This is a genomic window from Mycolicibacterium austroafricanum, assembly GCF_000612725.1.
Lineage (GTDB): Bacteria > Actinomycetota > Actinomycetes > Mycobacteriales > Mycobacteriaceae > Mycobacterium > Mycobacterium austroafricanum.
Genome location: NZ_HG964451.1, coordinates 777,554 through 801,434 on the forward strand (window position 1 = coordinate 777,554; position 23,881 = coordinate 801,434).

Consider the following 23,881-nt stretch of genomic DNA (forward strand, 5'->3'; position numbering starts at 1 on the left):
TCGAGGACTGGCGTCGTGACTACAACGCCAATCGGCCCCACACCGCCCACGGCGACCTCACCCCGGCCGAGTTTGCCCTACAGTGGGCCACGACCCATCAACCGAAAGTCGCATAACGACTGGACCACCAAACGGGTCCCCCTCAACCCAGCGCTTGAGCGAGCCACAACCCCGGCAAGAACACCGCAAGCGCCGCCGGCGCTGCGATCAGACCGATCAGCGTCCCTCGACCGATCTGTCCCAGAGTCCCCGACCGCGCTTTCAGGATCGCTGCCTGCAGCAGATCGATCAGAAGCAGGGGAAGGACGTAGATCGCGAGCAGAGACCACGGCAGGAACACCCACACAGCGAGCTCCACGACGAGTGTTGCGCAGCGTTGCGACGAAAGGTTGCCGGCCCATATCCTTGATCAAGTGGTCGTGCTGAAGCCTCGTTCACCATCGCATGATCTGGCAGGCACGAATGAGTCGTCAACGCGGGTGATTCTTGTTGCTTAGGCTGCGAACTCGTGACCTCGCCGCAGCCGCAGCCGACCTGCCAGTTCTAGTCGCGGGCTTAGCGACCTCACGCAGCACGGCCTTCCGCTTGTTTCCCGCGCCGGAAGACCCTTCGGAACCAGCCGAACTCGGCGAGGTCGTTGACGTGCCATCTAAAAGGACCTCCGGATAGAGCACCTTGTTGGCGACCTCTGCAGTCTCCTGGTAAGCCAATTGGACGGCCTGGATTCGGTCCGCTACGTCGTTAATGTCGACCTCATCCATCGTTCTCGCTCTGTCTCGAGCCTCGTCTAGCCGCGACCGCGCCCGTGTGTGGCAGTCTTCCCGGATAACAACCTGCGGACTCGCGGCGGTCGAGGCCTCGCGTCGCCGCTCATGTCCAGCCATCTGCACTGACAACTGCTTGGCGCTATCCGCGCTCCGCTCGAGCGCTAGCTCAACATCAGTTATGAACGCGGTGAGATCTCTGATCTGAGTGTTGGCATCCTCTAGCGCCACCCGATCCGCATCGACTGCATCCGGCCGAAGATGCCTAATTGCTGCAACCAGTTCCGAGCACACCACAGCACGCTCGGCTGCCGAATACACCAGGCGATCAAGTTGTACATCGCCGAAGATGCCGACGCTATACGCGCTTCCTGACTGCACTCGATGATTTGCCCGGTAGATGCGGCGCATGCTCGCTTTGACCTGCCGTGGCGCGTCCGGATAGTGGACTTCGCAGATCATGAAACCGGTCTTTCGCCGCTTGCCTACTGCAAACACCCAAAGATAGAGCGCCGCCAACAGTCCGGTCATTAACACCAGCAGCGCGATAGGGACGACCAAAATGATCGCCACTGGACCCTGCCACCAAATCAAGGCGGCTGTGACGCCGACGATCAACGCCGCCACACCGACCGCCAAGACCTGCAGCCACCGCATCAGGTTGCGGGCGGGGTCTTTGAGGTCCGGATTAACGGCTCGGTGCCGAAGTTGCCGGATGATTCGAAACGCGTAGAGTCCGCCAACACCCGCAGCTACCACCGATACTGCGCCGCCACCACCCGACCTTTGTGTCACCTTGACATCGTCTCATTCCAGACTGACGTTCCGTTCGGGTTACGAGGACTGGAGTTGCAGAACGAGCAAAGCGACCCGTGGCGGCTATCACAAGCAGTGTCGGCATAATCGACTTGTGAATGGGGGCGGAAGACGTCGCCGCCCGACGGAGGGGAATCGTTGATGAGGATCGTTTTCTTGCACGGAATCGGTGATGGAGACCCGAACTACACATGGCTTGACGGGCTCAATAGAGGCCTTGAAGCGGCTGGCTATAACCTCATCGACCGCGAGCAGGTCATTGTTCCTCGGTACCACTCACGCCTGAAGACAGATGGGCGGTCGGGCAAACTCCCACCTATCACCTACAAACCCCGGGATGAAGCGAAGGCTCGTCAGGATTTCGAGCGCCGGCAGGCACGGATTCAACGAAAGCTTCGCATCCAGCACGGTGTGAGGACTTTCGGTTTCAACCTGGTCCCGGGTCCTGTCTGGGACGTCGCACCCGACCTTGCGTTCAACCACCTATCCGTGATGGATTTGGACCAGGTGCGTCGCTATGTACGAGACGACAAGGTCCGTGCCGGCGTGATGAACCACATCATCGACCATTTGCCCAGCCACGGGGACATCATTCTGATCGCGCACAGCCTCGGCTCGGTTATCGCTATCGATCTGCTTGATCATCTCCCGGGAAGTCTGCATGTACGCCGCTTCATCACCATCGGCAGCCCGGCGAACATCCGTGCGCTCCATCAAGGCAGTGAGAGGCTACTCAAGAAGTTCCCGTACTCGCGGGTCGACGACTGGTCGAATTTTTTCCATACCCGCGACATCGTGACCGGCGGACGCGGCCTGGCCAGCACATTTCCAGGAGCACAGGATTTCCTCCTGACCACAATCAGCGGTCACGATGCCGCCAGCTACTTGGGCGAGCCCTCTGTCTCAACGCTGGTGGCCGACATCCTCTACCCGACGAAAGAGGTAGCAACCGCCTCAGCTGACATTTCTGTGCGACTAGGCGACGGTGAAGCGTCGATGCTGCTGCTGCAACATTTCGCTGAGGCAGTTGCGCGAAATATGAAGGATGAAGCACTGAAGTCGCGGTTCCGCGCCGCGCTAAACATCCTCCGAGACGACCTGGCCGCACAGATTCTGCAATACGCGGCTTCGGGGCAGCCGCTTGCACCCGAAATGTTGGAGCTCGCAGGAGGAATCCTCCCAAAACTGCTGCACCGTTGGGAGATCCATGAGGCGGTCGGGGAAATGGTGGTCTTGGCCCTGACAAACCCAGTGACACCGTACGAGATCGACACGGGCGACGCAGTACCCCGCGCCCTTGAAGACATTGCCGTTGAACTCGGCTACACGCGCCGCATCGGCAGAGCGGTCGTCGAGGCGATCAAGGATGTCCAAGGGTGCGCATCAGGGAGAGGCGGCGTGCCGTGGGGTCGCGTGTTGACCGCGGCGGCAGGTATCGCCCTCCTCGCGGCGGGTCCAGTCGGATTGGCCGTGGCGGCCCCCGCGGGGGTGTTTGGGGCAGCGGCGATTACCGGCGGTCTCGCAGCCTTTGGCCCCGGCGGGATGATGGGTGGGCTGGCGATGCTCGGGGGTCTTGCCGGAACAGGCGCTGCCACGGCAACTGCCGCAGCAGTGTCGGGGTCCGGAGGCCCGAGCGCAGTACTGAATCTGGAAGGCTTGATGATGCGGGTCGCAACCGAGCATGCCCGCAAGAAGCTCGACCTACCGTTCGACACAACCCTGTGGTACAAGTTGACCGATTTCGAGAGCCAGGTCTCGGCTGCCCTGAACCGCTTACAGCCGTTCAGTGATCCGAAATCATCGAAGGTCGTGCAACTTTCGGCTGCCCAAGCCGTGCTCAGTGCACTGCTGCGCTTCATGATCGAAAGGGATTTATCCCCGAAAGCCATCACCGATGGTGAGCCGAGGGCGCTGGAGGGCTAGGACGGACCGATCCCAAAGTAGGACAGTTAGTTCCACCTGTAATGGCGCCAGATCTGAACTGGCCGCAGCCACAGTGCCTGCGTTCTCAGTTGCCGCAATGCTACGAGCGGTCACAATTTGGCAGAACAACCCCTGGTGGCACAGCGATCTGGGCAACGGAGCCGACACGCGGTGGCTGGCTTCGGAACACGACGATGGTGCCGGGAGTGGATGCTTGTGACAAAGCCACATCGAGAGCCAGGCCCGGGGTGTCGTCGTCGAGGTCGATGTTCAGATACACCGAGTGGCGGCGCTCAACGTGACAACGCTCAATCATCCTGTCAGCCAGGAACTGTCCTTCGTTGTGGTAGCGCGCCACTGCGGCGGCGTCACGGGTCTGTATGCCGTCACGCTCCATGAGTTCAAGCGCCATCAGTTGCGGCCCGGTCACCAACAGACCCGCTGCCCGGAGAAACACGGTCGCCCCGGCGAGCGTATCGAGTTGGCGAACTGCCGGTTGTGTGTTGTCGATGGCGTCGTGCAGCACGAATCCACGGTGTCAGCGGTCACGTATTTCCCCAGGTTTGAGGGGTTGTCCGTCACGTAATTCCTCACCCGCCGTCACGTAATTCCCCACCCCTTGGGGCGTGTCCGGTCGGGGTTGGGGCGCTGCTCAGGTTCGCTTCGTTCAAGAGCCCCGCCGGGGGCCTTGGAAGGGGCCTGAGTTGGCGAGGAGATGGTGGAACGTGACCGACTTCGTGGAGATGTTTCGGCACTGGCATGCCGGCCGATCCCAGGTGTCAGATTTATGAGGCTCTGGGCATCGACCGCAAAACCATCCGCAAATACGTGGCGCCGGCCATCGCCGAAGGGCTGGAGCCCGCGCCGGAGGAGCCGTTTAATGAGCAGTTGTGGCGGGAACGGATCGGGCGGTGGTTCCCTGAGGTGATTGATCCGAGCGTGCGGGCGCTGACCTGGGATCGAATCGCGGTGCACCGGGACTGGATCGCCGACCAGCTCAAGGCGCGGGTCACGGCGGCCACCATCGCTCAACGCCTGCGCGATGAGCGCGGTGTCGAGGTTTCTGAGTCCACGGTACGTCGTTACATGGCAACGGAATTCGCCCAACAACACCTCGAAGAGAAGGTCCCGTGGCTCGCGGCGTGGTCGATCCCGGTAGCGAAGCGCAGATCGATTACGGCAAGTTGGGGATGTGGCTGGACCCGGCGACGGGGCGCCGGGTCGCGGTGTGGAGCGTTGCGCGTCATACCCATCGACGTGGATTCCCAGCAGGTTTAAGCCAGGAAGTTCGACGATGTCGTGCTGAACATAGGGATTGCTCGCGCGAAAGAACGGCAGTCGCCTCACATCTTGGCCGAGTGGCCCACTGATGCGTCAGACGACGCCACCTGTGTTACGTGTGACTGGCGAGCGGTGTGCCCTGCGTATCCCAAAATACATGCTTATCTGCCAACTGAAGATGCATGATTCGGGAACCATGATGGCGAAATTCATGCGCGACTGAACACAAGCGGTCGTTCTTTGTCGGCGCGGGTCGAAAACCACCACGGAACTTGGTGCCCTTTCGACAGGAGTCGACACCTCATACAACGCGTTGCTGGACGCAACCGAGTCCAACTAGGATCCCCCGTCATCGACATCGGCAGTATTCTGGCGAGCACTGACGGATATCACGATTGGCTAGGAACCCTTGGGGCGCTAGTCCGATGGGCCGTCAGTCCAGTCGAGCAGTGCTCGCATCAAGGATGATGCGCCACGGCCGTTCACATACACAAGTCTGCTGCGGTCAGTAATCGCTGCGTCGATCGCTGCGGTGGCAGCGTGTTTGGCGCGACTGGTCTGTACGAGCATGACGTCGACACTCTGAACAAGAGAAATCAGCATCTTGCTGCTGTCGGCCTCAGATGATGCCCTCACGGTCACTTCGGGCCACCGTTCACTAATCCATTTGGTTACGACTTGGATCGCATTCTCCATCATCGAATACACACCAATTGTCTTGAAAGGCCTCGTGCTTGTCCTCGCTCCGTCCTGGTTGTCTACGGTGAATTCGGTGCGCGCGGAGTTAAAGAGGATACCCAGCACGAGCGCATCGCTGGGGTCGATGCGCTCGGCCCATCCCCGGGCCACGCTGGCGGCTTTGACAATGACCCCTTCTCGATCCTCCGGACGCGGCGCCGCGTACGTGAGTAGTAGATCGATGACTTGTGTCAACCAGGGTGCGTCCCGCGGTCCGATGACATGCAATGCGCGTGCCACGGCATCGAGGATCTCCGTGTATTCGGAGGATGTGCATCCTGCTGCAAGTATTTCTTCCATGAGTACAAGTGATGCCTGGCGCTCTGTCCTGCCGGGTTCGCTGGACAAAATAATGTCAAATATCGTCGTGCCGAACGCAATGCCGGATGGTGGAATCCCGCCCTCTGTAAGCCATTCCACCAACAAAGGGACGCCGTTTCTCACCCGAGGCCGTCGTGCATCGCTGAACGCGTCGATCAAGTTTGTCGCGAGATCCTCAGCCGTGGCCTCGAGATAGTCCGGGGTGCGCGGCCAGTTCTGTGACCAGTCAGCGAGTAGATCTGGTCGATCGGGCCACTCTCCGCACAGCCAGTCGACCCAGTCTTGTGGTATGCGACTTTGTGCGGTCATCGCCTGGAGTCGGTCGAAGAAACTCTTCTCGACCGCCTGCTCCAACAGGTGCGAACGGTCGTCGGAAGGTAGTCGATCGACGATGGCCAACGCGTGACTGGCGCACAGGGAGTCTTGCATATTCACGGCCGCAGCCAGTGCGATGGCCGCCGATGAACGGTCGGGCGTAGGCGTGTCTGCCATTCGGATCGCGGCCTCGTATTCGCCGTCGTAGTACAGCGACAGCGTCGTCACTGCTGCCTCTGGTCGCGGCCGCGGCGCGGTAATCGCGGCGCGGACCGCGGCGATTACCGCGTCGTCCACATTTTGGTCCGACAGATGACGCACTTGCCGTTCGTCGGGGGTGTCGCGAAGCAACTGCGCAAGTGCGTAGCAGCGCGCCGTGGCGGGCGTGGTCACCTGGTAGGCATGTGTCACCAACGTCGGCCAGGCGGCGTCTATGCGCTTGGCGGCAACAAGCAGGTCATCCTTGCTCGGGGCGTCGCCCAGGTGTGCCGCCACCAGGGCGTCGGCGGCATCGGCGAGGCTCTCTGTCACGGCGCGTGGTCGGGCCAGCAGGGAGATATCTCTTAGGGATGGATCGTCGCGCAACTCTGTGGGCGTGCCGAGCGAACTAATCATCTCGACCCGGAGGAACCGCAGGTTTGTGGCACTGATCATTGCCCGCCCTCGCAGTTCGTCGAGTGCCGCTTCAGCCTGGGAGCGATCGTTCCCCATTAGGCTGTCGTAGAACTGTCGAAGAATGCGACCCACCGGACGTGGTTGATCGATCCCACGGTCTGGTTCCAGCGCCCAAATTGTAGTCAGCGCCTCGACGTTTCGCCGCACGGGTTGCATCCATCCCGGTGCGACGTCGACACGCATCGCCGCCCCTTGCGGGACGAGGTCCAGCGCTAGTCGATCAACGGGATCGGCCGTCGTCTGAGTAACGTCGGCGCGTCCGCTCGTCAACGGTCGGTCGAGCCAGCATCGGATTTCGTCGCGCAGCAGATGCCCGTCACGGGGAGTAGGAGCAAGTCCGTACCATCGTGTAACCCCGGCGGTTCTCGACGGGAGCAGAGTCCGCTTTCCCAAGCGGTCGAAGCGGGTTCGCAACGTGTCGAGGAGTTGAGCCAGTTCGCCCTCGAGTTGCGATGGGACAATTTCATTGGGCGAGGTGAAGAACGGGTTGCTGGGGTCAGTCACACCATGCCCCATCGGTCTTCGTACGCGTGGCGGGTGCGTGCAACGGTGTCGAGGTCGTGGCTTATCGTGATCGATTCCTCGAGGCGGCGAATGCCGTTGTATGTGAGGTTCATCGAGCCGCTGAGCAAGACCGCGCCCGACAGTATTCCCTTCTCGTGAAGCTCACCGGCGTATCTGCAGGACAGTTGCTTGATGAGGCTGCCCTCCGCCGCCGCGCGGTGCCTGAGTTGCTCGACGAACGCTTGGTTGTGACCGTCGGGACGGCACGCGATGACGATCGTGCCGCCGCGTTGCAGCAAGCTGATCAATACCTCGATCAGTCGGATCGGTCGTCGGGGCAGATCCGGCAGTAACCCGGTGAACAGTCCGCTTCGGTTGTCGAGTATTTCGACATCGGAAATCCACGGAGTGACGATCCACAGGGGTTGGCTCGGGTTGAGCAGTTCGGCTACGAAGAGAGCCTGGAGGGCGTCGGCGAGTTCTTGATGAGACGACAACGCCGAGGTTCGCAAACTGCGGGACTTCATTGCCTGGCCTCCCGTAACTCGACGCGAACGTCCAGGCCCGCCGGGGAACGCGACAGTCCCACAACCCGAGGATGAAACTCCAGTACGTCGACGCTCGTCGGCTCAATCAACATCTCGCGGACGATCTCGGCAGCCCTGACGTCGGTGGGAGTGCGGATCGTCGCCGTCGCGGCCTCGCGCAGGCGCTCGTCAACGGCACTTCGCCATCCCGGACCCGTGCCGTCCACGACTAGATCGGGAGGTCGGATCACTTCGGCGAAGAGGAGTCGCTCCGTTGGTTCGTACTCCCGAAACGGTGAATACGTCTGTAGGGAAGACGACCGGACGCGGTAGCCGCGCGACCAGAGAAGGCCCACGATCTGTCCGATCTCCCATCCGGCTTGGCCGACGTGCCCGCCAGTGATGGACTGAATGCGTCGGCGGACATCGGGATCCGATGCGGCAACGTAAGCGAACACCCGCAACTCAATGTCGATGCCGAGACGGGACTCCATGTCATCCCAACGTGTGAGCAGATCGGCGATCAGATGTTCGAGCGCCTGACCGCTTCCAGGACGCAGCAGGCGTGAGGATAAGGCGGAGATCATGGCGTGGTCGCAGGCTAAACCGGTGTCGAACAGGGCGATGCGCATGCGCTGCCATGCCGACGTGAGGCCCGCGAGATCGTCGGCCGTGCGGATGCCTGCGAGACGTTCGGCCATGAGCGGCGTGTCCGTCCGGGCCAGGAACCCGCGCATGTTCTCATCGATGCGTTCACCGTCGGATGATCCCAACGCCGTCTCCAACAAGGCCCAAAACCTGCGTGGATCTTCGACGTAGCGGTCGACCAGGGCTTCCACGATGCCAAGGCCGCCGGGTTCGTCCTCGCTGATGATGATCTGCGCCGAACGCCCCTCGGATCGTGCGTCCGTGAGGTCGATTCGCAATTCACTAGCATCGACCTCAGGGCAGGAACTCTGGATCGCTTCCACTACCGCCGAAGCCAACGTCGTCAAGTAGCGCTCGTCCAGCCATGGGCGCCACCTATCATCAGGTTCCGCCCCCAACGCTGCTGCTGCCGAGCGCAACTCGTCGATGACGCCGGGCAGGTCGAGTGCTGCGGAGAGATCGGCGACGAGGTTCGCATCCCGACGATCGGAGCCCTCGTCACGATCATCGGTCTGCAGCACCCCGAAGACCTCCCGCGCGGCATCGAGCATTGACGTCCTCAGCTGGTCGTCTCCTAGCCGGCTCAAAGTTTGCTCGATTGGGCACGTCTGGCTGTTCACGACCAACACCGACAGCAGCACCTGATGAAGCCACTCGCGGGTGAAGCGCGAGGGCACCAGGCCTGTGAGCCCGTCTCCCGATCGGATGAGGAACTCCATCCGCGCGACACGCAGCGACTGCAGCAGTGCCGGCGACGACGAACTGTGCTCGGGCAGCGCCACGGTCAACGCGACGCTGTCGACGTCCATGGTAAATCCGACCGCGACGGGTTCGCTGTCCAAGGTGACGGCGTGGTCGGTCACGGCGGGCGCGCCGTCGGCGTTGCGTTCGACCGCGAAACGCTCTGCGTACCGCCAGATCGTGTGAGCGCAGCGATAGCGATGGGTGTAGGCGTGGAATTCGGTCACGACCGACGCCCATGAACTTCCTGTGGGAATCTCGAGAGGGACGGGGTCGCCGGCCTGCCGAAACGCCACCCGCCAAAGCCATCTCCCGTACGAGGAATCCGAAGCCGTCTCCGGCGGCGCGGTCACCTTCAAGCCGCGCGGTTGAACGAGACGACCACCCTCCTCCCCGGGAGGTGGTTCGAGTTCGGCGTAGTCGTCGCAGAACGTCGACAGATCCAGCGCGGTGACCTCGGGAAGGGGTGGCTCGACCCACAATCGGTCCGCCCGCCCACGCCGCGCATAGCGGTAGCTGACTCGTCCTGGCGCAAACTGACGCAAACCCTGCGATACCGATTCCCGTTCGGGTTCCGGTTGTGAGACCGGAGTCGTGACATCGATCTCGGGCGTCTGAAGGGGAGAGAACAAGGCGGAGGGCAGGAAGTCGGCGAGCGGTCGTGGCCAGTCCTGGTCGTCGAGCGGAAGTTCGGATGCGGCTACCTCCAAACCGCGGATGAGCGTAGGCATCACCGACGGAATAAGGCCGCGGGGATGATCCCATAACACAGCGCGCAGGTCCTCATCGCTCAGCGACAGAGCCCGCCGCAACTGCTGTCCCATCCGCTCGATCGCCGACGAGTTCAGTTGTTCTCGAACGTGGTCGAGAATCCGCTTGGCGTGTTCGCGCTGACTGTTTCGGGACGACCAGCGCTTCTCGATGACCGCGGCGAGCGACGGTCCTGCACCGGAGCGTGACAGTCGGTCCAGCAGCCACCACGTCGCCTGCATCTTGAGAATGCTCCTGTTTCTCAACGGCAACGCGACGCGAGGGATCACGGGATCAAATAGAGAGTCATAGGACTGAAACGCTAAGCGGTCCCGACCGAAGTCCGAGAGCACCACCACGGTCCAGGGGCGCATGATCGGGTTGCGGCCTGCCCGCCCTCGGCGCTGAATGAACTGGGCCGGATCCCGCGGCGCCTTGTGCTGAATAACGGCCCCAACGAACGGATCATCGAAGCCGACTTCCAGGGAAGCGGTCGCGACAACGACGTCAGCGCTCGCATCAACACCGCTGTCCCGAGAAGTAGTGCGGGCGATGCGCATTGGGCGATCCAGCGTGCCCAGATCCTCCGTCATCCGCCAGAGTTGGCCGGCGTCGTCTCGCGCCCGCACGTCGGGACCGGACGACGCGCGCAGGGTGGCCAGACTGCCGTTGGGCTTGCGGTTGACACCACCGGGTCGCCATCCCTCCGCGTCCAACAGTTGAGCGTGGAGTCGGTTGGTCACGTCGAGGTCGTCGACGAACACGAACAATTTGGATCCGAAGGCGCCACCGCTGGGGATTCCCGGGTCCGGATCGAGCGACCGTCTCATCAGCATTGACGCCTGAATTGTGGTCGACAACAACGACGTCTGCGAGGCCGGGTCTCCTCGCAGGGCCAAGAAGTACTCCCGGCCGATCTCCGCCATCTCGGCGGGTTCGGTTTGGACCGCGGCGATATGTGAGGTCGACAATCCGGTCAAGTCTGCGAAGAAACCGATGGGGTCGGCGAGCGTCGCCGAGAGCCCAACCACGTGCGGAGGGGTTGTCACTTCGGCACGCCACCGTCGCAGCAGGTTGGCCACCTGAGCCCCATGCGTGCCGGTGTAGGTGTGGATCTCGTCGAGCAGCAGGAAGTCCGGTGACCGGGACTCGTCACCTACGAGTACGCGCCGATACGCCCGCGAGCCCAGTTCCCGGTTGATCATCTCGGTGGTGGCGAAGAGGATCGCAGGCGGCGCGGCCTTGAGGCGGTCCCGAGTCAGCGTCAGTGTCTGCGGCCCGACGACCGATCCACAGCGTTCGCATACCAGTCGCTCGGTTGCGCCAGCAGAGTCCGGCCAGATGAGCCGCCCTGCGCACCCGTCCTCGAGGCAGGTCAAAATCGGGCAGACCAACCCGTCGGGTGCGGGCTTCCACGCCGGGTGCCGGGAAGCTGCTGCCCGGTCCCTCGGAACGTCGCCGTAAAGCACGCCGACGCTGACGGTCAAGTCTCCCAAGGCGCGACACGTCACCAAGAGGTTGCGCAGTTGGTCGCGCAGCAACTCGATGCGCGGGTAGATCGCGATGATGCGTGGCACGCCGGCAGGCGGCGAAGTGGCCGCGAGTTGTGTAAGAGCAGGAAGGTAGAACGCCAGCGTCTTGCCCGATCCCGTGCCCGCAGCGATGACGGTTCCGCGCGGGCCCGAATGTGGCTGGGACAAGCGCACCATGGCGCGCGCTTGAAAGGCCGAGACTTTGCGCCCACCCAGCAGCGACGTCATCGCGTTCTGATGCTCCGCCGACCACACCGCGCTACCGGTTCGCAACGCGGCATCTAGTTCGGCGGCATCGATATCGCGCCGCGGCACCGTGCGCGGCCGACTGAGAAAACGAAGATCGGACACCAGACTGGGCGCAGAAGTCCACGGTCTGCCGTGAAACCACTGACGTAACCGGGCGGCCAATCGCACGGTCTCAGCCATTCGACTGCGAAATCGCTGCTCGATGACGCCTGAGGCGAACAACAGGCCGCGATCGATCAATGCATCGAGAATTGTGTCGACATCCTCCCCCGGCGCGAACTCCTCTATTAATTCTTCGAGTTCGGCCTCGGTCAGTGACCCATCGCTGACGCCCCAACTCAGCAACGGGAGTTCGCGACGTTCCACCCCGTTAAGAACGGCGCGCAACACGTCGGCGTTCATCGGCGTCGCACGACGAGGTCTTCGTCGACACCGGCGGCGTGCAACGCATCGAGCAGTTGGGTCGTTACGTCCGCCAGCGACAGCCCGCCTTCCGATGCAGCGGTCTCCAGTGCCTCACGTACCTCCGGTGTCAAAGCGGCGCGTTCCGCCTCCAGTGCCTGCAGCGCCGAATTAAGACCGACGTGGAGTTCGTCTAGTCGATCCAACCAGGACGCGTCGCCTCCGCCTGTGTCTAGGGCCGCGATCACTTTGTCCTCGTTGAGGATGGGATCCTGGCGTCGCAGCATGTCCAGCTTGATGGCATGGCGTTCGGCGCTGATCCGGTGCGTGGAACCGCCGACGAGGCGGCCCGGTCGTGCCTTATCCACCGAGTCTTCATACTCGTCGAACGCGGCTCGCCAACGGGCGCCCGCCCACCGAGCCGCTTGTACGCGCTGGTCTCTGGCAACCTCCATAAGCTTGGCTGCGGGCTTCTGTTGAATGGCCTTGACGCCGTACTTGGCTAGGCCGGCGCGGAAAGCACTGATCGCGGCGGCGGCGGCCTTCGTGTCGATCGACGGAGAGTCGTAGATCGACATCCGTGTCTTCAACCGTGTGATCGCGTTCAAGTAGTCGGTGGCGGTGGTGATGGCGTCGACGAAGTTGTCCGCGCGCGAGACGAGTTCAACGCTCGAGTCAGCCGACTGCGCAGTCTCCAACTGCAACTGTAACTCGACTGCCTTGTCATACAGACTCATCGGCCCAGCCCCTTCACGGCGTTCCCGAATCGTTCGGTCACCTCGACCACCCGCGCCGCGGCACGCTGCAGGTCGCTGGATCCGCCCGTTCCGGTGGGCCGATCCGCCAGATCGCGCTCGATGCTCGTCATCGCTGCAGCGGCCCGAACAGCGAAGGCGTGAATCGACGCCACGTGTGCCGGGACGTCGCCGGCGATCAGGGCGATCTTGTCGGCGAGCGACGTGTCGCCGCCAACGACGTCGACGGCCTCGTAGAAGGCGCGAAGCGCGCGAGTCGGGTTCCGGCCGGCAAGGACGGTCAGTTCCTCGACTGCATCGTTGTCGTCCAGACGTCCGGACTTCACCCCCGTCCGCAGAACGCTAATTACCTTGGCGGTCTGATCCTCCCAAGAGCGGTCACGCTCGACTAGTGGCAAGGCGGCGGCCACATGCTCGCGAAGTTGCCTCCACTCATCGTCGACCGCCGGTTGCACCGCTCGCATGAACTGACCGATGGCCGCGTCCGTTGTGTCCAACGTCCAAGTAGCGGCGAAGTCCTTCACGATCGGCAACAATCGATCGGCCTGGATCATACGGATGGCTCCTGAACCGCGCGCCTCTCCGAACTCGGCGTCAAGTACCCCCTGAAGCCTCGACTTCAATTCGCTGGCGCGAGCTAGTAGGGCAGTCCACTTTGCCGTTCGCTCAGTCGTATCTTGTTGCTGCACGTGCGACGGGGCGAACAACGCCGCAATGTACTTCGGGGGTGTCGCTGCCCGCCCTAGTTCGCCAATCACCGCCGAGGCGACGATTGCGCCGTGCACGGCGGCGGTGGTGGCGGGCGTAACGGGTCGATCGAGTTTGTCCGTAACGGCGGCAGTCCAACGCTCGACGGCCAACGCCAACGCCTGACGATATGCGGACGCTTGCGGATACCCGTGTAGACCAACGCCTTTGCTCTGCGCGAGCACTAGGGCCTCGAGGGCCGCGGCGTTGACCTCGTTGCGTTCGATGACGATGAACGCCGATGTGGCCGACTGCGCGGTCACCGATCCTTCGATTACGACGTTGCCGTCACCGAATCGGTGCTCGTCGAAACTCGGTCCAAGGTTGACCGGTAACGGCCCGAATTCGAGATTGTTGCGGATCAATGTCCTGATGGACTTGCGTAATTCTCGGGTCGTCGTGGCTGACAATTCGTGCTGACGACTTCCCCACGCCGTCAGTTCGATGAACTGCTTCTTCAGGTCGCTCTTCAGGAGGTCCGCCACGCGTCCGCGCGGCGCGTCACCCTCTTTGGGCTTCTGTCGGGAGATGCCCTTCTCACCGTTGCCTGTGTCAAGACCCCTCAGCGACGGCAAGTCGGCGACGAAGTCACCCGCACCGAAGGCGGTCAGCACCGCACTGCTGACGTCGGTGGGAGACTCGATTCCGGCCCAGTAGCGGAGAATGTTGCGGATACGCCCGTGATCGATGGGCCTGAGCGCTTCGACGCGCGACCCAATCAGCGCCGGTAACGGATCGCTGGTGGAGTCGAAATGCTCCAGCGTCGACGAGGACGGAAACCGCCCACTCGACATGTCACGGGAGCCTTGAACGAGGAACCGGTTGACTACTTCCCGTACAACGTCGCGGGGGTCAAACCGCTCGCCCGACAGTGCCCGGACGATTCGTCCTGCTGCCTCCGCGTTCAGCGGATACAGCCCGTAACCCTCGCGACTCACTCCGAACGTCTCGTGGCACTTCTCTTGAAACACGCAGTCGCCACAGGCGTTTCGGAGCCAATCGCTGGTTTCGCCGTGTCGGCCGGCCCACGCCGCGTCGATCTCGGTGGGCTCGAGTCGACTGGCGTTAAAGTACCGCGCCACGAACGACAGCGCTTCATCCTCGCCCACCCCATCGCCGTATTCCGCGTCGAGCCAATAAGCATCGTCACAACGCGTTCGGACGGTATCCAGATCATCGAAATGCCCCTCGGTGACCGCGAATATCATCCGCAGGCTACACATGTCGCCGTCTGGTGAGTGCGCCGGTTCAACGATGGCGTCCAGGAACTCCCGTTCGACTCCGTGCAGAACGGTCAGATCCTCGACGAACAGCACAAGTTGCTTGCCGTCATTGTGAAGTGCCCTACGAACTTCGCGGAACACCTCAACGAGGTCGACCTGATTGCTCACCGCAACGTGCTTCTCGGCCGCGGGCAGGACCTCATTGATCATCGCGACGGCGGCGATTTTGTAGTCGGGTAGCGTCGCAAACTTCCGAAGAAGATCTCGCGCGCCTTTGCTTGCGTTGCCGATCTCTTCAAAGGTCAAGGGCAGGTCGGTGTCGACGAAGTGCGTCGCATCGTCGTCGAGGCCATCACCCTCTTGACGGCCGCGCAGCGCCAGCCCTACCAACCGGGGGATCACCGCACCTTGTGCCGTAAGCCTTCGACGCATGACAGGATCTCGAAGCAGGTCGGGCAACTCCATCGAGAGTCGCTTGCGCAGCAGAGCAGCCTTCTTGTCGCCGGGCGAATCTGATGCGAGCGCTGACGAATGGTCATCGAGTTGGCTTACCAGCAATGCCAATTCGTCAAGCAGCCGCTCCGCAAGGACGGCGCCCGATTCGGTGTGCGATGGGGCGGTGGCGAGTGCTTCACGTGCTTCCTCGATCTTGGCGCCGTTGAGACCGCGAATCACGATCTCGATGGCTCGTCGCAGACCGGTGCGGTTCTTCGGTAGATAACGAATCTCCCAACCCGACTCACCCTCGGTCTGATCCTTCACCCATCGCACGAGATGCGACTTCCCGGTGCCGGAACCACCGACCACAGGTATGAACAGGTAACCGTCGGGCCGCAGGGCACCCTTCAGTGCCGCGACTACGTCGGCTTCGGTCGTCCAGGTACCTCCCTCACGCTGATCCAACCGTCGGCGTCGCAACTGCAACGGGTGGTGGATGGCCTGGAAACGCCCATCGGTCAGGCTTGCGGCGTCGCGCGGTGTCATGGCCAGCACCGAATCATCGCGCCAGCAAACGAAGTTCACGAAACTCGTCGTCATTGGGTTGCGCCGTATCGCACGTGGGAGAAGGTCGCTCCGCCGGCCTTCGCAACGCGGGCCGCGTCGGCGCGGTCGTCGAGACGGATGACGCCCTCGCCGTGCAGTCGGTCTAAAGCGTCCGTTAAGGGACCGGTAAGTTGCTCATTCTGGGCCGGCGGACGCTGCCAGTTCGCCATGACGAACTGCCGATACCGCCCCCCGTCGAGGACGGGGATGCACCGCGCCACCGCATCCACGAACTCGTTTGCCGCCAATTCCCGGTCACCACCGAAGACGGTCGGTAGTACGTCTCGAATCGCGGGAGTGGGGTCGGGAACGGCATGCCCCTGAGGGTTGACCCACGCCAGTCCCAGCGTGCATGCCCATCGACGGAAGGGAATCCATCTGGAAGCGTTGTTGATCGGCCAGTTCGAAGACTCGCCCTCCTCCTGGCGGGGACCGAAGTCGCGTCCCTGAAGGGCCTCGACGGAACGGTCGGGGCCTTCCATTGTGGTCGGTACCTCTGCCGCCGGTAACATCAGGAACCAACTCAGCGCATTGGTCAGGTCCCTTGCACCCACCTGACTCCTCCACGGGGCGACGTTGAGTTTCTCGTCGAACACCCGTTTACGTAACTCCTCGACGAGAGGCGAGTCGGCGCCTCCCAGCGCGGTCGGAATCCGCTCGGGCAAGCCGACTCGGTCGCCGCTCCGCTCTATCAACCCGAGTTCGATGGCGGCCCGCAAGTTCGCCGTCACGTCCGCTGCCGGGTCACCCTTGAGACTGGACGGCGCCAGGGTTGCGATCAGTCGCTCCTCACTATCGGACTGACCGCGCTGCTTGTCGAGATACCTCACGATCGTGACGATCCCACTCGGACGCAGCGCGGGTGGATTCAACAAAGCCACGGGTCTTGTTCCCTTCACAGATTCTCGAAGTCCGAGTATGCGTAGCTCGCGTCGACTTCGCGCAGGACAAGCCCAGTCTGGCCCACCGGCGTGTCGGCGGTCCCGCATACGACCGTCAACGGCGCGCGACTGTTTCCCTGCAACCACTCCTCGGCATCCTCTCCGGGCGCCAGGAGGATCAGTGTCGGGACGCCGACGGCGGTGATGGGATCGAATTCGCCCACGGCGTCCACCATGACTGTCCGCACGAGGGTGGGCGACTTGGCCACGATGTCACGGACAGAGTCGAACAATCGGTCCGATACGACTATGAGTCCTATTTGCGCGACCGCCACCACGCTTGCGACGAGGCGGCTCAACTTCCTCGACGTGGACAGCACGGTAACGTCTGCAATGATTGCCAAGCGAAGTCCATAGGCGCCGCCCACCGCTAGATCTCCCAGTGGTGCTTCGCCGGCTTGCAGGGCAATCGCGGCCGGCATGGGTGAGGGCGATGCCCACCGCGGCTTGTCGTGCGTTCGGCACCACCGGCAACCGCCGCAAGCCGCGAGACACGTCGCTCGCCACTCCGGCGGTGTATCGATGGTGAAGCTCTCGGCAGTCACCACACCCAGGCACACCGTTCCGGTCAACGCGGCTCGCAGTCGGGCTAGGCCTTCGCGGGCGTTGTCGACCATGGAGCGGCGTGTGGGCTCGACGACGGTCTCCCAGAAGTGGTCCGTCTGGTGATCACCGCGCAACACCCGTACCGTTAGCCACCCGACGTCCGAGTCCCCCTCCTCGGCGTCATTGCGGTCGGAGAATGAGAAATCCCACGCAACGGCACCGGCACGGGCCAACAGGAGCACGGTGAATAAGTTCCATCGTTCGTTGTAGTCACCGTGCATCTTTACCTTGCCCGACGTCGCCGTCAGCGGCAGGCGCAGCAGTCCCTCGCCGGCGTCTCGGGCGGCGTGCAGCATCGACGTCCACCGCTCTCGCGCCCGTTCCGGCGTCAGATACGTCGGGCTGGCGAGCCGAGACGCGACGTCGTCGTCTTCGCGCGTCGCCACGAGCACTGACACCGACGCGTTTCCATCGCGACCGCTGCGCCCCACTTCCTGATAGAAGCGGTCGATGCCCTCCGGCACGCATGCGTGCACCACCGTGCGGACGTCGGGCACGTCGATGCCCAGACCGAATGCCGATGTCGCCACGACAACGTCGATCGTCGACGGCGAGCCATCCTGATGGCGCAGGCCCCCAAGGATCCGCTCCCGGTGGTCGGTCGACGAACCTCCATCGACGGTCGCGACCCGTTCGAATCCCGCGTCACGAAGAACCTGCGCCAACCGCTGCGCCGTAAAGGTGCCTGGGCGATTCTCCTGACGCAAAGTGGTGTAGACGATCGCGGGGCGGGGCAGATGGCGCATCGCCTCGAGCAGTCGGTGTTGCCGTTCAGCGGCATCGACGTCGACGCATTGCCAATACTCCGGTTCCGGCCTCAATACCGGTGCTGCGACGTGAAAGAAGGGCCCGGGTTCACCGAACAGGGCGTGCAGCAGACGCAAAACGTCTTCGGTGAGAGTCGCGCTGGCGAGAATGGTCTTGAATGGCGGATGGCCGCCGGCGGCAGCAGCGCGCAGCATGTATCGACGTAGCCCGGCAAGGGTGTGGAAATGAGGCCTGAACGCATCTCCCCACGACCCCACCACGTGCGCTTCGTCGACCGCGAGCAACGCGAGACGCCCGCCCCCGGCGGCCTCGGCCAGCGGCCGGGCCAGCGAGGAGACCACGGCCTCGGGGTTCGTGAACATGATCCGCTGCTGACCCGACCAAAGCCGTTCCCGGAACGACTTCTTTGCGGCCTCGGAGAGGCTGCCGTGATAGGCCACAGGCGGAGAGTTTGGATTTTGCGCTAGATAGCGACGCTCTTGGTCCATTGCGAGAGCCACGGTGGGCACGACGATGACCGACGTCATCCCTGGCGGCGCGATCTCCGCCGCAACGAGCATCGCGAGAGTTTTGCCGGCACCGGTGGGCAGATTGACCACTAGGGTCGCGCCCGCCGGCAATACCATCGCGCTGCGGACGGCGGCTCGCTGACCCGGCGTTTTGTAACCAGTAAATGAGTGGTCAATGGCGTTTAGGAAGGGGTCGCCCGGCACGGTTTCGTCGGTGCGACACGGCAGAGCCGCCGACGAACCCCCGTCGACACTCCTGCCGTCGGGCATGTCGAGCCAATCGGGCCGCCACGGCTGCGCAGAGAGTCGCATTCGGCCCGGCGCCGTAACCTGGGCGAGCAGGCCGTAGTCTGCCCAGTTGAACGTCTCCGGGAAGAGTCGGCACACCGGCACTTCGAGCCACGCGCCGACCAACGACTCCCTGTCAGTAATCGAGCTATTGCGGCGAACGTCGTCGCCCCGAAGACATTGGCGCAACAGCACTGCGATGTCTGCCGCGCCCTTTGTCGCCGTCGGGCCGTGCCGGGCTAATGCGGAGGCGAGTCGACTGGTCCCGGTGAGCGCGCTGCCCGCTGCCCAGTCGTCCAGAAATCGCTGGGCAGCACTCGGCCCAATCACGGGTCGCCCACGATTCCGGGATCACCGACGAACATCGCCCCGCAGCCCAGGGCCTCGACTCGAGACTCCAATCGCTGCGGCAACATCGCACCAAGTCGACCGAGGTCGGCATCCGTGTCGATCATCCCCGCCATCCGGCGCGCCCGACTGCGGTCCATCCGCTGAGCGAGTGACTGCCTGATCTGATGAGCCGCGGCGAGCGGGCGATCGGTCACCGAGGCCCGCATGTCGACGAGCGCCCGCGTTCGCTCGGCCGCATCGAGGCACAGGGCCGTCCAGTCCAGCGTTGCAACGAGTTTCGCGAACACTTCGGGTCGCGAACTCAGGTTCTGGTCGCCCCGGCGGGGCGAGTACGGCTCCAGCAGACGGGGATCGGTGGCCTCCCGCCCGGTCGGCGCCAGGACTATCTTCTCGACGAGCGGCGGCGACACCTCCCGAAGCACCTGATCCACCCACGGCATCACCCCCAGGCCTTCCGCCGATGCGATGAATTCCTCTGGGAACGCCGCTGTGACGAGGAAGTCGGCCCGAAACAACACCACCGGGGACGACATTCCGGGCCACGGTCGAAACGTCGTGAACGCGACTCCGCGGTCCGCCTGCAACAGATGTTCGGCGACGGCGTCCACGGTGGGATGGGCCGCCCGCAGAATCGGGAGGGTGTGACTGACCGCACGCGACCGTGTCAACGCGTTCGGACTCCCAGCGATTGCAACGATTTTGGTTTCGAGGTCAAATGGAACCTGCGGACGCGGACGCGGACGGACCCGAATCACGTCGCGGTCCTCCCGGTCGAGTTTGGTGCCGACTCCCTCAAGCCAAGTGATCAACGCGCGTGTCAATCCCGAACTGCGGTCGCTATCGATAAGCAATTGATCAACGGTCGTCGCGTCCTCGGTCGTTTCCTCTTCCACCTGATCCAACGCATCGTGAGCGATGATCCGCACAAGTTCTTCCGACAACTTGTCGGCTTGTTCGACCGTCGCATCCCCGATTGCGGCGGGCCCATCGCGTATCACGGCTGTCAGCAATTGGCGTTCGGTGTCGCTGAGAACGTATTGCAGCGACGAAAGGGACCTCGTAAACGCCTCGCACCCGTCGGCGAACTCGAGCCAGTTCATCGCGTACGGTTCATCGCCGAACACGACGACCTTCGACTCGATCGGCCCAACGGCGCCACGCGAATGACGGTCACACCGCCCGATCCGTTGTTCTATGCGGAAGGTGTTCCACGGCAGGTCGAGATGAATCAACAGGTTGGCGATCTGCAGGTTGACGCCCTCCTCGGCGCTGTCGTCCACAACCAGGATCGAGCATGGTCCCCCTGCCATCCAACGCTCGATTGCGGCACGGTTCTGGTCCTCGCCGTTGTCTCGCAGATGCGCTGCGACACGTGACCGACCCCATCGTCGGCTCATCTCGATGGTCACCGCCCGCGCGGTCTCCGTGAACGTCGACGCGACCACGACGCGGGATTGAGTCTTCGAACCCGTGAATGGCGTCAGCGCGTCAACGAGAGCCGCGACTTGACCGTCACGATTCCCGTCGATCGCGTCAATCGACGAATCTAAATTAGACACGACTCCGGATCGAATCAACGCCTGCAACTGGGAAATTAGATCGCCTGGGGCGCTCTCTTCGGTCGACCGCAGCGCAGTCAAGGCGTGTGGTAAAGATCCGCAGCGCTGCGCGGCCTCGCGTAGCATCTCCACGCTTTCCATCGGCTCCAGGACACCGCCTTCGACTGCGGACATCAGGTCGATGCGTAGACGATCGAGCAAGTCCGTGCGGCGAGTCGTGTCGGGGTCGCCGACGCGCACGAGGAAAGATTTGGCGCGCTTCCGTCCGCGGATGCGGAAACTGGCCATCACCTCGGGTGTGCGCCGGGTGCGCAGTACGCGCTGGTGCAGTCGGTAGGCCTCGGACAAGTGCTGACGCACTCGCGTCACCGCAAGTGGTCTTGCCTCGTCATCAGCGGAGTCCGCAGCGTCAAGCAGGTCGGCGAGCAGGCAATCCTCGGGATAGTCAGCCTTCAACTGCTCGGCGTAGAGCGACAGGTCCAATTCGTCGATGTCGGAAACCAGTGCCTGACATGTGAGCGCCAGTCGGTCGCGATTGTGCACGCGCCGAGTGAACTCATCGACTTGCTCGGGATGGTAATGCGCCGGATCCAACAAATAAAGCAAGTCAAGGAAGCCGGCCTCGTTGGACCGGACCGGCGTGGCCGACAGCAATAACAATTCGTCGGCCGCGTGCGCGAGTTCCGCCACCTTGCGGCGTGCGTCGGTGCTCAGCGTGCCGTTGCGAGACACACGGTGGGCTTCGTCGATGACGAGTAAGTCGACGGACTCGATCGGCCATGTGGCTTCGTCGTTGAGCGACCGGATCTTGACGAAGGCCTTCGCGAACAGTGGGGTGCGAAATCGGTCGGCGAGTTCCACCGCCCATTGGTGTCGCAGATGCTCCGGCACCAGGATTAGGACGCGGCCGCTGGGATTGCGGTCGAGGAAGCGCCAAATGAGCGCTGTGGCTTCGATGGTTTTTCCGAGTCCAACCTCGTCTGCCAAGAGATATCGCTTGATGGGGTCGGTCGACACCCGGCGCACGACGGCCAACTGATGCCGGTGCAATTCCACTGAGGCCAACAACAAACCTTCGACGCCGACGGCTGCTGCTCGCTGAGTCGCCCAGTGACGCAAGAATTCGAGGCGGGACTCGTACACCAGGGGCCCATCACCCCCGAGGCTTTCGAGGATGACGAACGGGTCTTCGATGGGAACCCTCCAGCGAACTTCGAACGCCTCATCCGTGAGGCGGTCGCCTTGAAGGTTAGGGAAGGCGATCAGGTAGCGGCCGAGATCGTCCGGATCTCCGTCGGCATCGATCCGGCCGATGCGCCAGCCGTAATCCTCACGCAGGTAAACCCGTGTGTGAGGACTTAGCCTCGCTGGCGCGAGTTCGCTGCAGTCATGCTCCCGTTCAACATAAGGCGAGTTGGACGGGGCCGTGAAATACCTAACTAACGCCTTATCATCGTGCACCGACAAAAGTCGGCCAACGCCGAGGGCCGACGTCCGCACCAGTCGCCCGGTGCGGGCCTCAATCACCACGTCGCCATACCCCCAGGTCGCCGCAACCGCATCGCCACGCGGCCGTCAGCAAAGCTTGTCCCGCCGCTTGCCCACAAACGCTATAGCACCCCCCATACATATCGAAGCTAGCTTACGAAACGAGTCCGACAGGGACCCGGACCACGTGCCATCGCGAAGTTCCGGGTTTGAACCGAATGCATGTCAAGGTCGCGGGCGACCGCGCCGGCTTAGCGCTCGTGAACTGACAGCTACAGATCGAAAGCGCCGACTCGACCGGTGCTGTGGAGGTGATCACGCGGCGGCAATGCCCATCAGGTCAAGTCCAGGCACGTGGTGTACGACGTCGTTCGTGTGATTCTTCGTCGGGATGGTTCAGGCGGTCAGTGCCGCGGGGGTCTCCTCCTGTTCTGTCGGGGTGTCGTTGACGGCGCGTGATTTGCTCAGCACGTCGAGGCCGAGGTAGCGCCGGGATTCGGCCCATTCGTCGTGTTGTTCTGCCAGCACGGCGCCAACGAGGCGAATCAGTGCGCTGCGGTCGGGGAAGATGCCCACGACGTCGGTGCGCCGGCGGATCTCTTGTTGAGCCGTTCTTGGGGATTGTTGGACCAGATCTGGCGCCAGATCTGTTTGGAGAAGGCGGTGAACGCCAGCAGATCCGCCCGCGCGGCTTCCAGGTGTTCAGCCGTCTTGGGCAGCTTGTCATCCAACGCGTCGATTATCCGGTCATATTGTGCAGCAACGGATTCCGAGTCGGGCTGGTCGAACAATGAATGTAGCAACGTCTTGACCCATGGCCAGGACGCCTTCGGGGTGACGGCCATGAGATTCGTCGTGTAGTGCGTTCTGCACCCCTGCCAGGCTGCCCCTGGCAGGGGTCTGCTCCTATCGCGGCGACCATCCCGGCGTGCGCGTCGGAGGTGACCAGTTTGACCCCGGACAGCCCGCGAGCGGTCAGTGACCGCAGGAACGTCAGCCAGTCGGCCCCATCCTCAGCGGTGGTGACGTCGATGCCCAGGATTTCGCGGTATCCCTCGGCGTTGACCCCGACCGCGATCAGGGCATGCACGTTGACCACCCGGCCGCCCTCGCGGACTTTGAGCACCAGCGCGTCGGCGGCCAGGAATGTGTAGGGGCCGGCGTCCAACGGCCGGGTCCGGAACGCTTCGACGGCGGCGTCGAGTTCCTTGGCCATGACGCTGACTTGGGATTTCGACAGGCTGGTGATGCCCAGGGTCTCGACGAGCTTGTCCATCCGCCGGGTGGAGACCCGAGCAGGTAGTAGGTGGCCACCACAGTAGTCAGGGTGGCAATGTCAACTTGAATTGGCCCCGGTGTGACGACGTGATTTGGCTCCACCTCGGTCGGGTTGGGGCTGTCGCGTTGGTGTCGGCG

At 63.0% G+C, this 23,881-nt stretch carries 13 protein-coding genes and 2 pseudogenes; 3 read left to right on the forward strand and 12 right to left on the reverse strand.

What is annotated here, in order from left to right; translation table 11 throughout:
* Window positions 1-116: integrase core domain-containing protein (locus BN976_RS33565; RefSeq protein WP_084182266.1), on the forward strand; the 116-nt coding region annotated here is incomplete at its 5' end.
* A gap of 26 nt (window positions 117-142) precedes the next feature.
* On the opposite strand, the gene BN976_RS10365 is transcribed toward BN976_RS33565, so the two are convergent.
* Window positions 143-346: a hypothetical protein gene (locus BN976_RS10365; RefSeq protein ID WP_158498015.1), complete on the reverse strand. Its 204-nt coding sequence runs from the start codon at window positions 344-346 to the stop codon at window positions 143-145.
* A 124-nt stretch (window positions 347-470) separates the two neighbouring features.
* Window positions 471-1,559, reverse strand: coding sequence for a hypothetical protein (locus BN976_RS10370; protein ID WP_145977935.1), 1,089 nt, complete (start codon window positions 1,557-1,559; stop codon window positions 471-473).
* 162 nt (window positions 1,560-1,721) lie between these two features.
* Here BN976_RS10370 and BN976_RS10375 point away from each other — a divergent pair, with 162 nt between their 5' ends.
* Entirely contained in the window at window positions 1,722-3,503 is a 1,782-nt protein-coding gene (locus BN976_RS10375) for a lipase family protein (RefSeq protein ID WP_036370321.1), read from the forward strand.
* Window positions 3,504-3,603: 100 nt separating this feature from the next.
* Here the strand turns inward: BN976_RS10375 and BN976_RS10380 are convergent, their stop codons facing one another.
* Window positions 3,604-4,029: a hypothetical protein gene (locus BN976_RS10380; protein ID WP_051558383.1), complete on the reverse strand. Its 426-nt coding sequence runs from the start codon at window positions 4,027-4,029 to the stop codon at window positions 3,604-3,606.
* Window positions 4,030-4,228: 199 nt separating this feature from the next.
* Here BN976_RS10380 and BN976_RS34365 point away from each other — a divergent pair.
* Window positions 4,229-4,738, forward strand: a pseudogene (locus BN976_RS34365) (IS21 family transposase); the annotation flags it as partial.
* A gap of 463 nt (window positions 4,739-5,201) precedes the next feature.
* Here the strand turns inward: BN976_RS34365 and dpdD are convergent.
* The 9 genes and pseudogenes from dpdD to BN976_RS10435 form a co-directional block, all read right to left on the reverse strand.
* Window positions 5,202-7,337, reverse strand: coding sequence for a protein DpdD (gene dpdD / locus BN976_RS10390; RefSeq protein ID WP_145977936.1), 2,136 nt, complete (start codon window positions 7,335-7,337; stop codon window positions 5,202-5,204).
* Complete coding sequence (gene dpdK, locus BN976_RS10395; protein ID WP_158498016.1) at window positions 7,334-7,849, reverse strand: phospholipase D-like domain-containing protein DpdK; 516 nt, start codon at window positions 7,847-7,849, stop codon at window positions 7,334-7,336. Before dpdK ends, dpdD begins: the two co-directional genes overlap by 4 nt.
* An 11-nt stretch (window positions 7,850-7,860) precedes the next feature.
* Window positions 7,861-12,186 (reverse strand): protein DpdJ, encoded by a 4,326-nt coding sequence (gene dpdJ / locus BN976_RS10400; RefSeq protein WP_036370329.1) that lies wholly within the window; start codon window positions 12,184-12,186, stop codon window positions 7,861-7,863.
* The gene (locus tag BN976_RS10405) at window positions 12,183-12,923 is read right to left on the reverse strand and encodes a hypothetical protein (RefSeq protein WP_036370331.1); all 741 of its coding nucleotides are present in this window, start codon (window positions 12,921-12,923) and stop codon (window positions 12,183-12,185) included. The genes dpdJ and BN976_RS10405 overlap by 4 nt, the downstream gene beginning before the upstream one ends.
* Entirely contained in the window at window positions 12,920-15,949 is a 3,030-nt protein-coding gene (gene dpdH / locus BN976_RS10410) for a protein DpdH (RefSeq protein WP_036370333.1), read from the reverse strand. The genes BN976_RS10405 and dpdH overlap by 4 nt, the downstream gene beginning before the upstream one ends.
* A complete protein-coding gene (gene dpdG, locus BN976_RS10415) occupies window positions 15,946-16,944 on the reverse strand; it encodes a protein DpdG (protein ID WP_268748848.1) in 999 nt (332 codons plus the stop codon). Before dpdG ends, dpdH begins: the two co-directional genes overlap by 4 nt.
* A complete protein-coding gene (dpdF, locus tag BN976_RS32040) occupies window positions 16,851-19,397 on the reverse strand; it encodes a protein DpdF (protein WP_145977937.1) in 2,547 nt (848 codons plus the stop codon). The genes dpdG and dpdF overlap by 94 nt, the downstream gene beginning before the upstream one ends.
* Window positions 19,394-22,507: a protein DpdE gene (gene dpdE, locus BN976_RS10425; RefSeq protein ID WP_109489581.1), complete on the reverse strand. Its 3,114-nt coding sequence runs from the start codon at window positions 22,505-22,507 to the stop codon at window positions 19,394-19,396. Before dpdE ends, dpdF begins: the two co-directional genes overlap by 4 nt.
* Window positions 22,508-22,861: 354 nt before the next feature.
* A pseudogene (locus BN976_RS10435) lies at window positions 22,862-23,791 on the reverse strand (IS256 family transposase); the annotation flags it as partial.
* Between the last annotated feature and the right edge of the window lie 90 nt (window positions 23,792-23,881).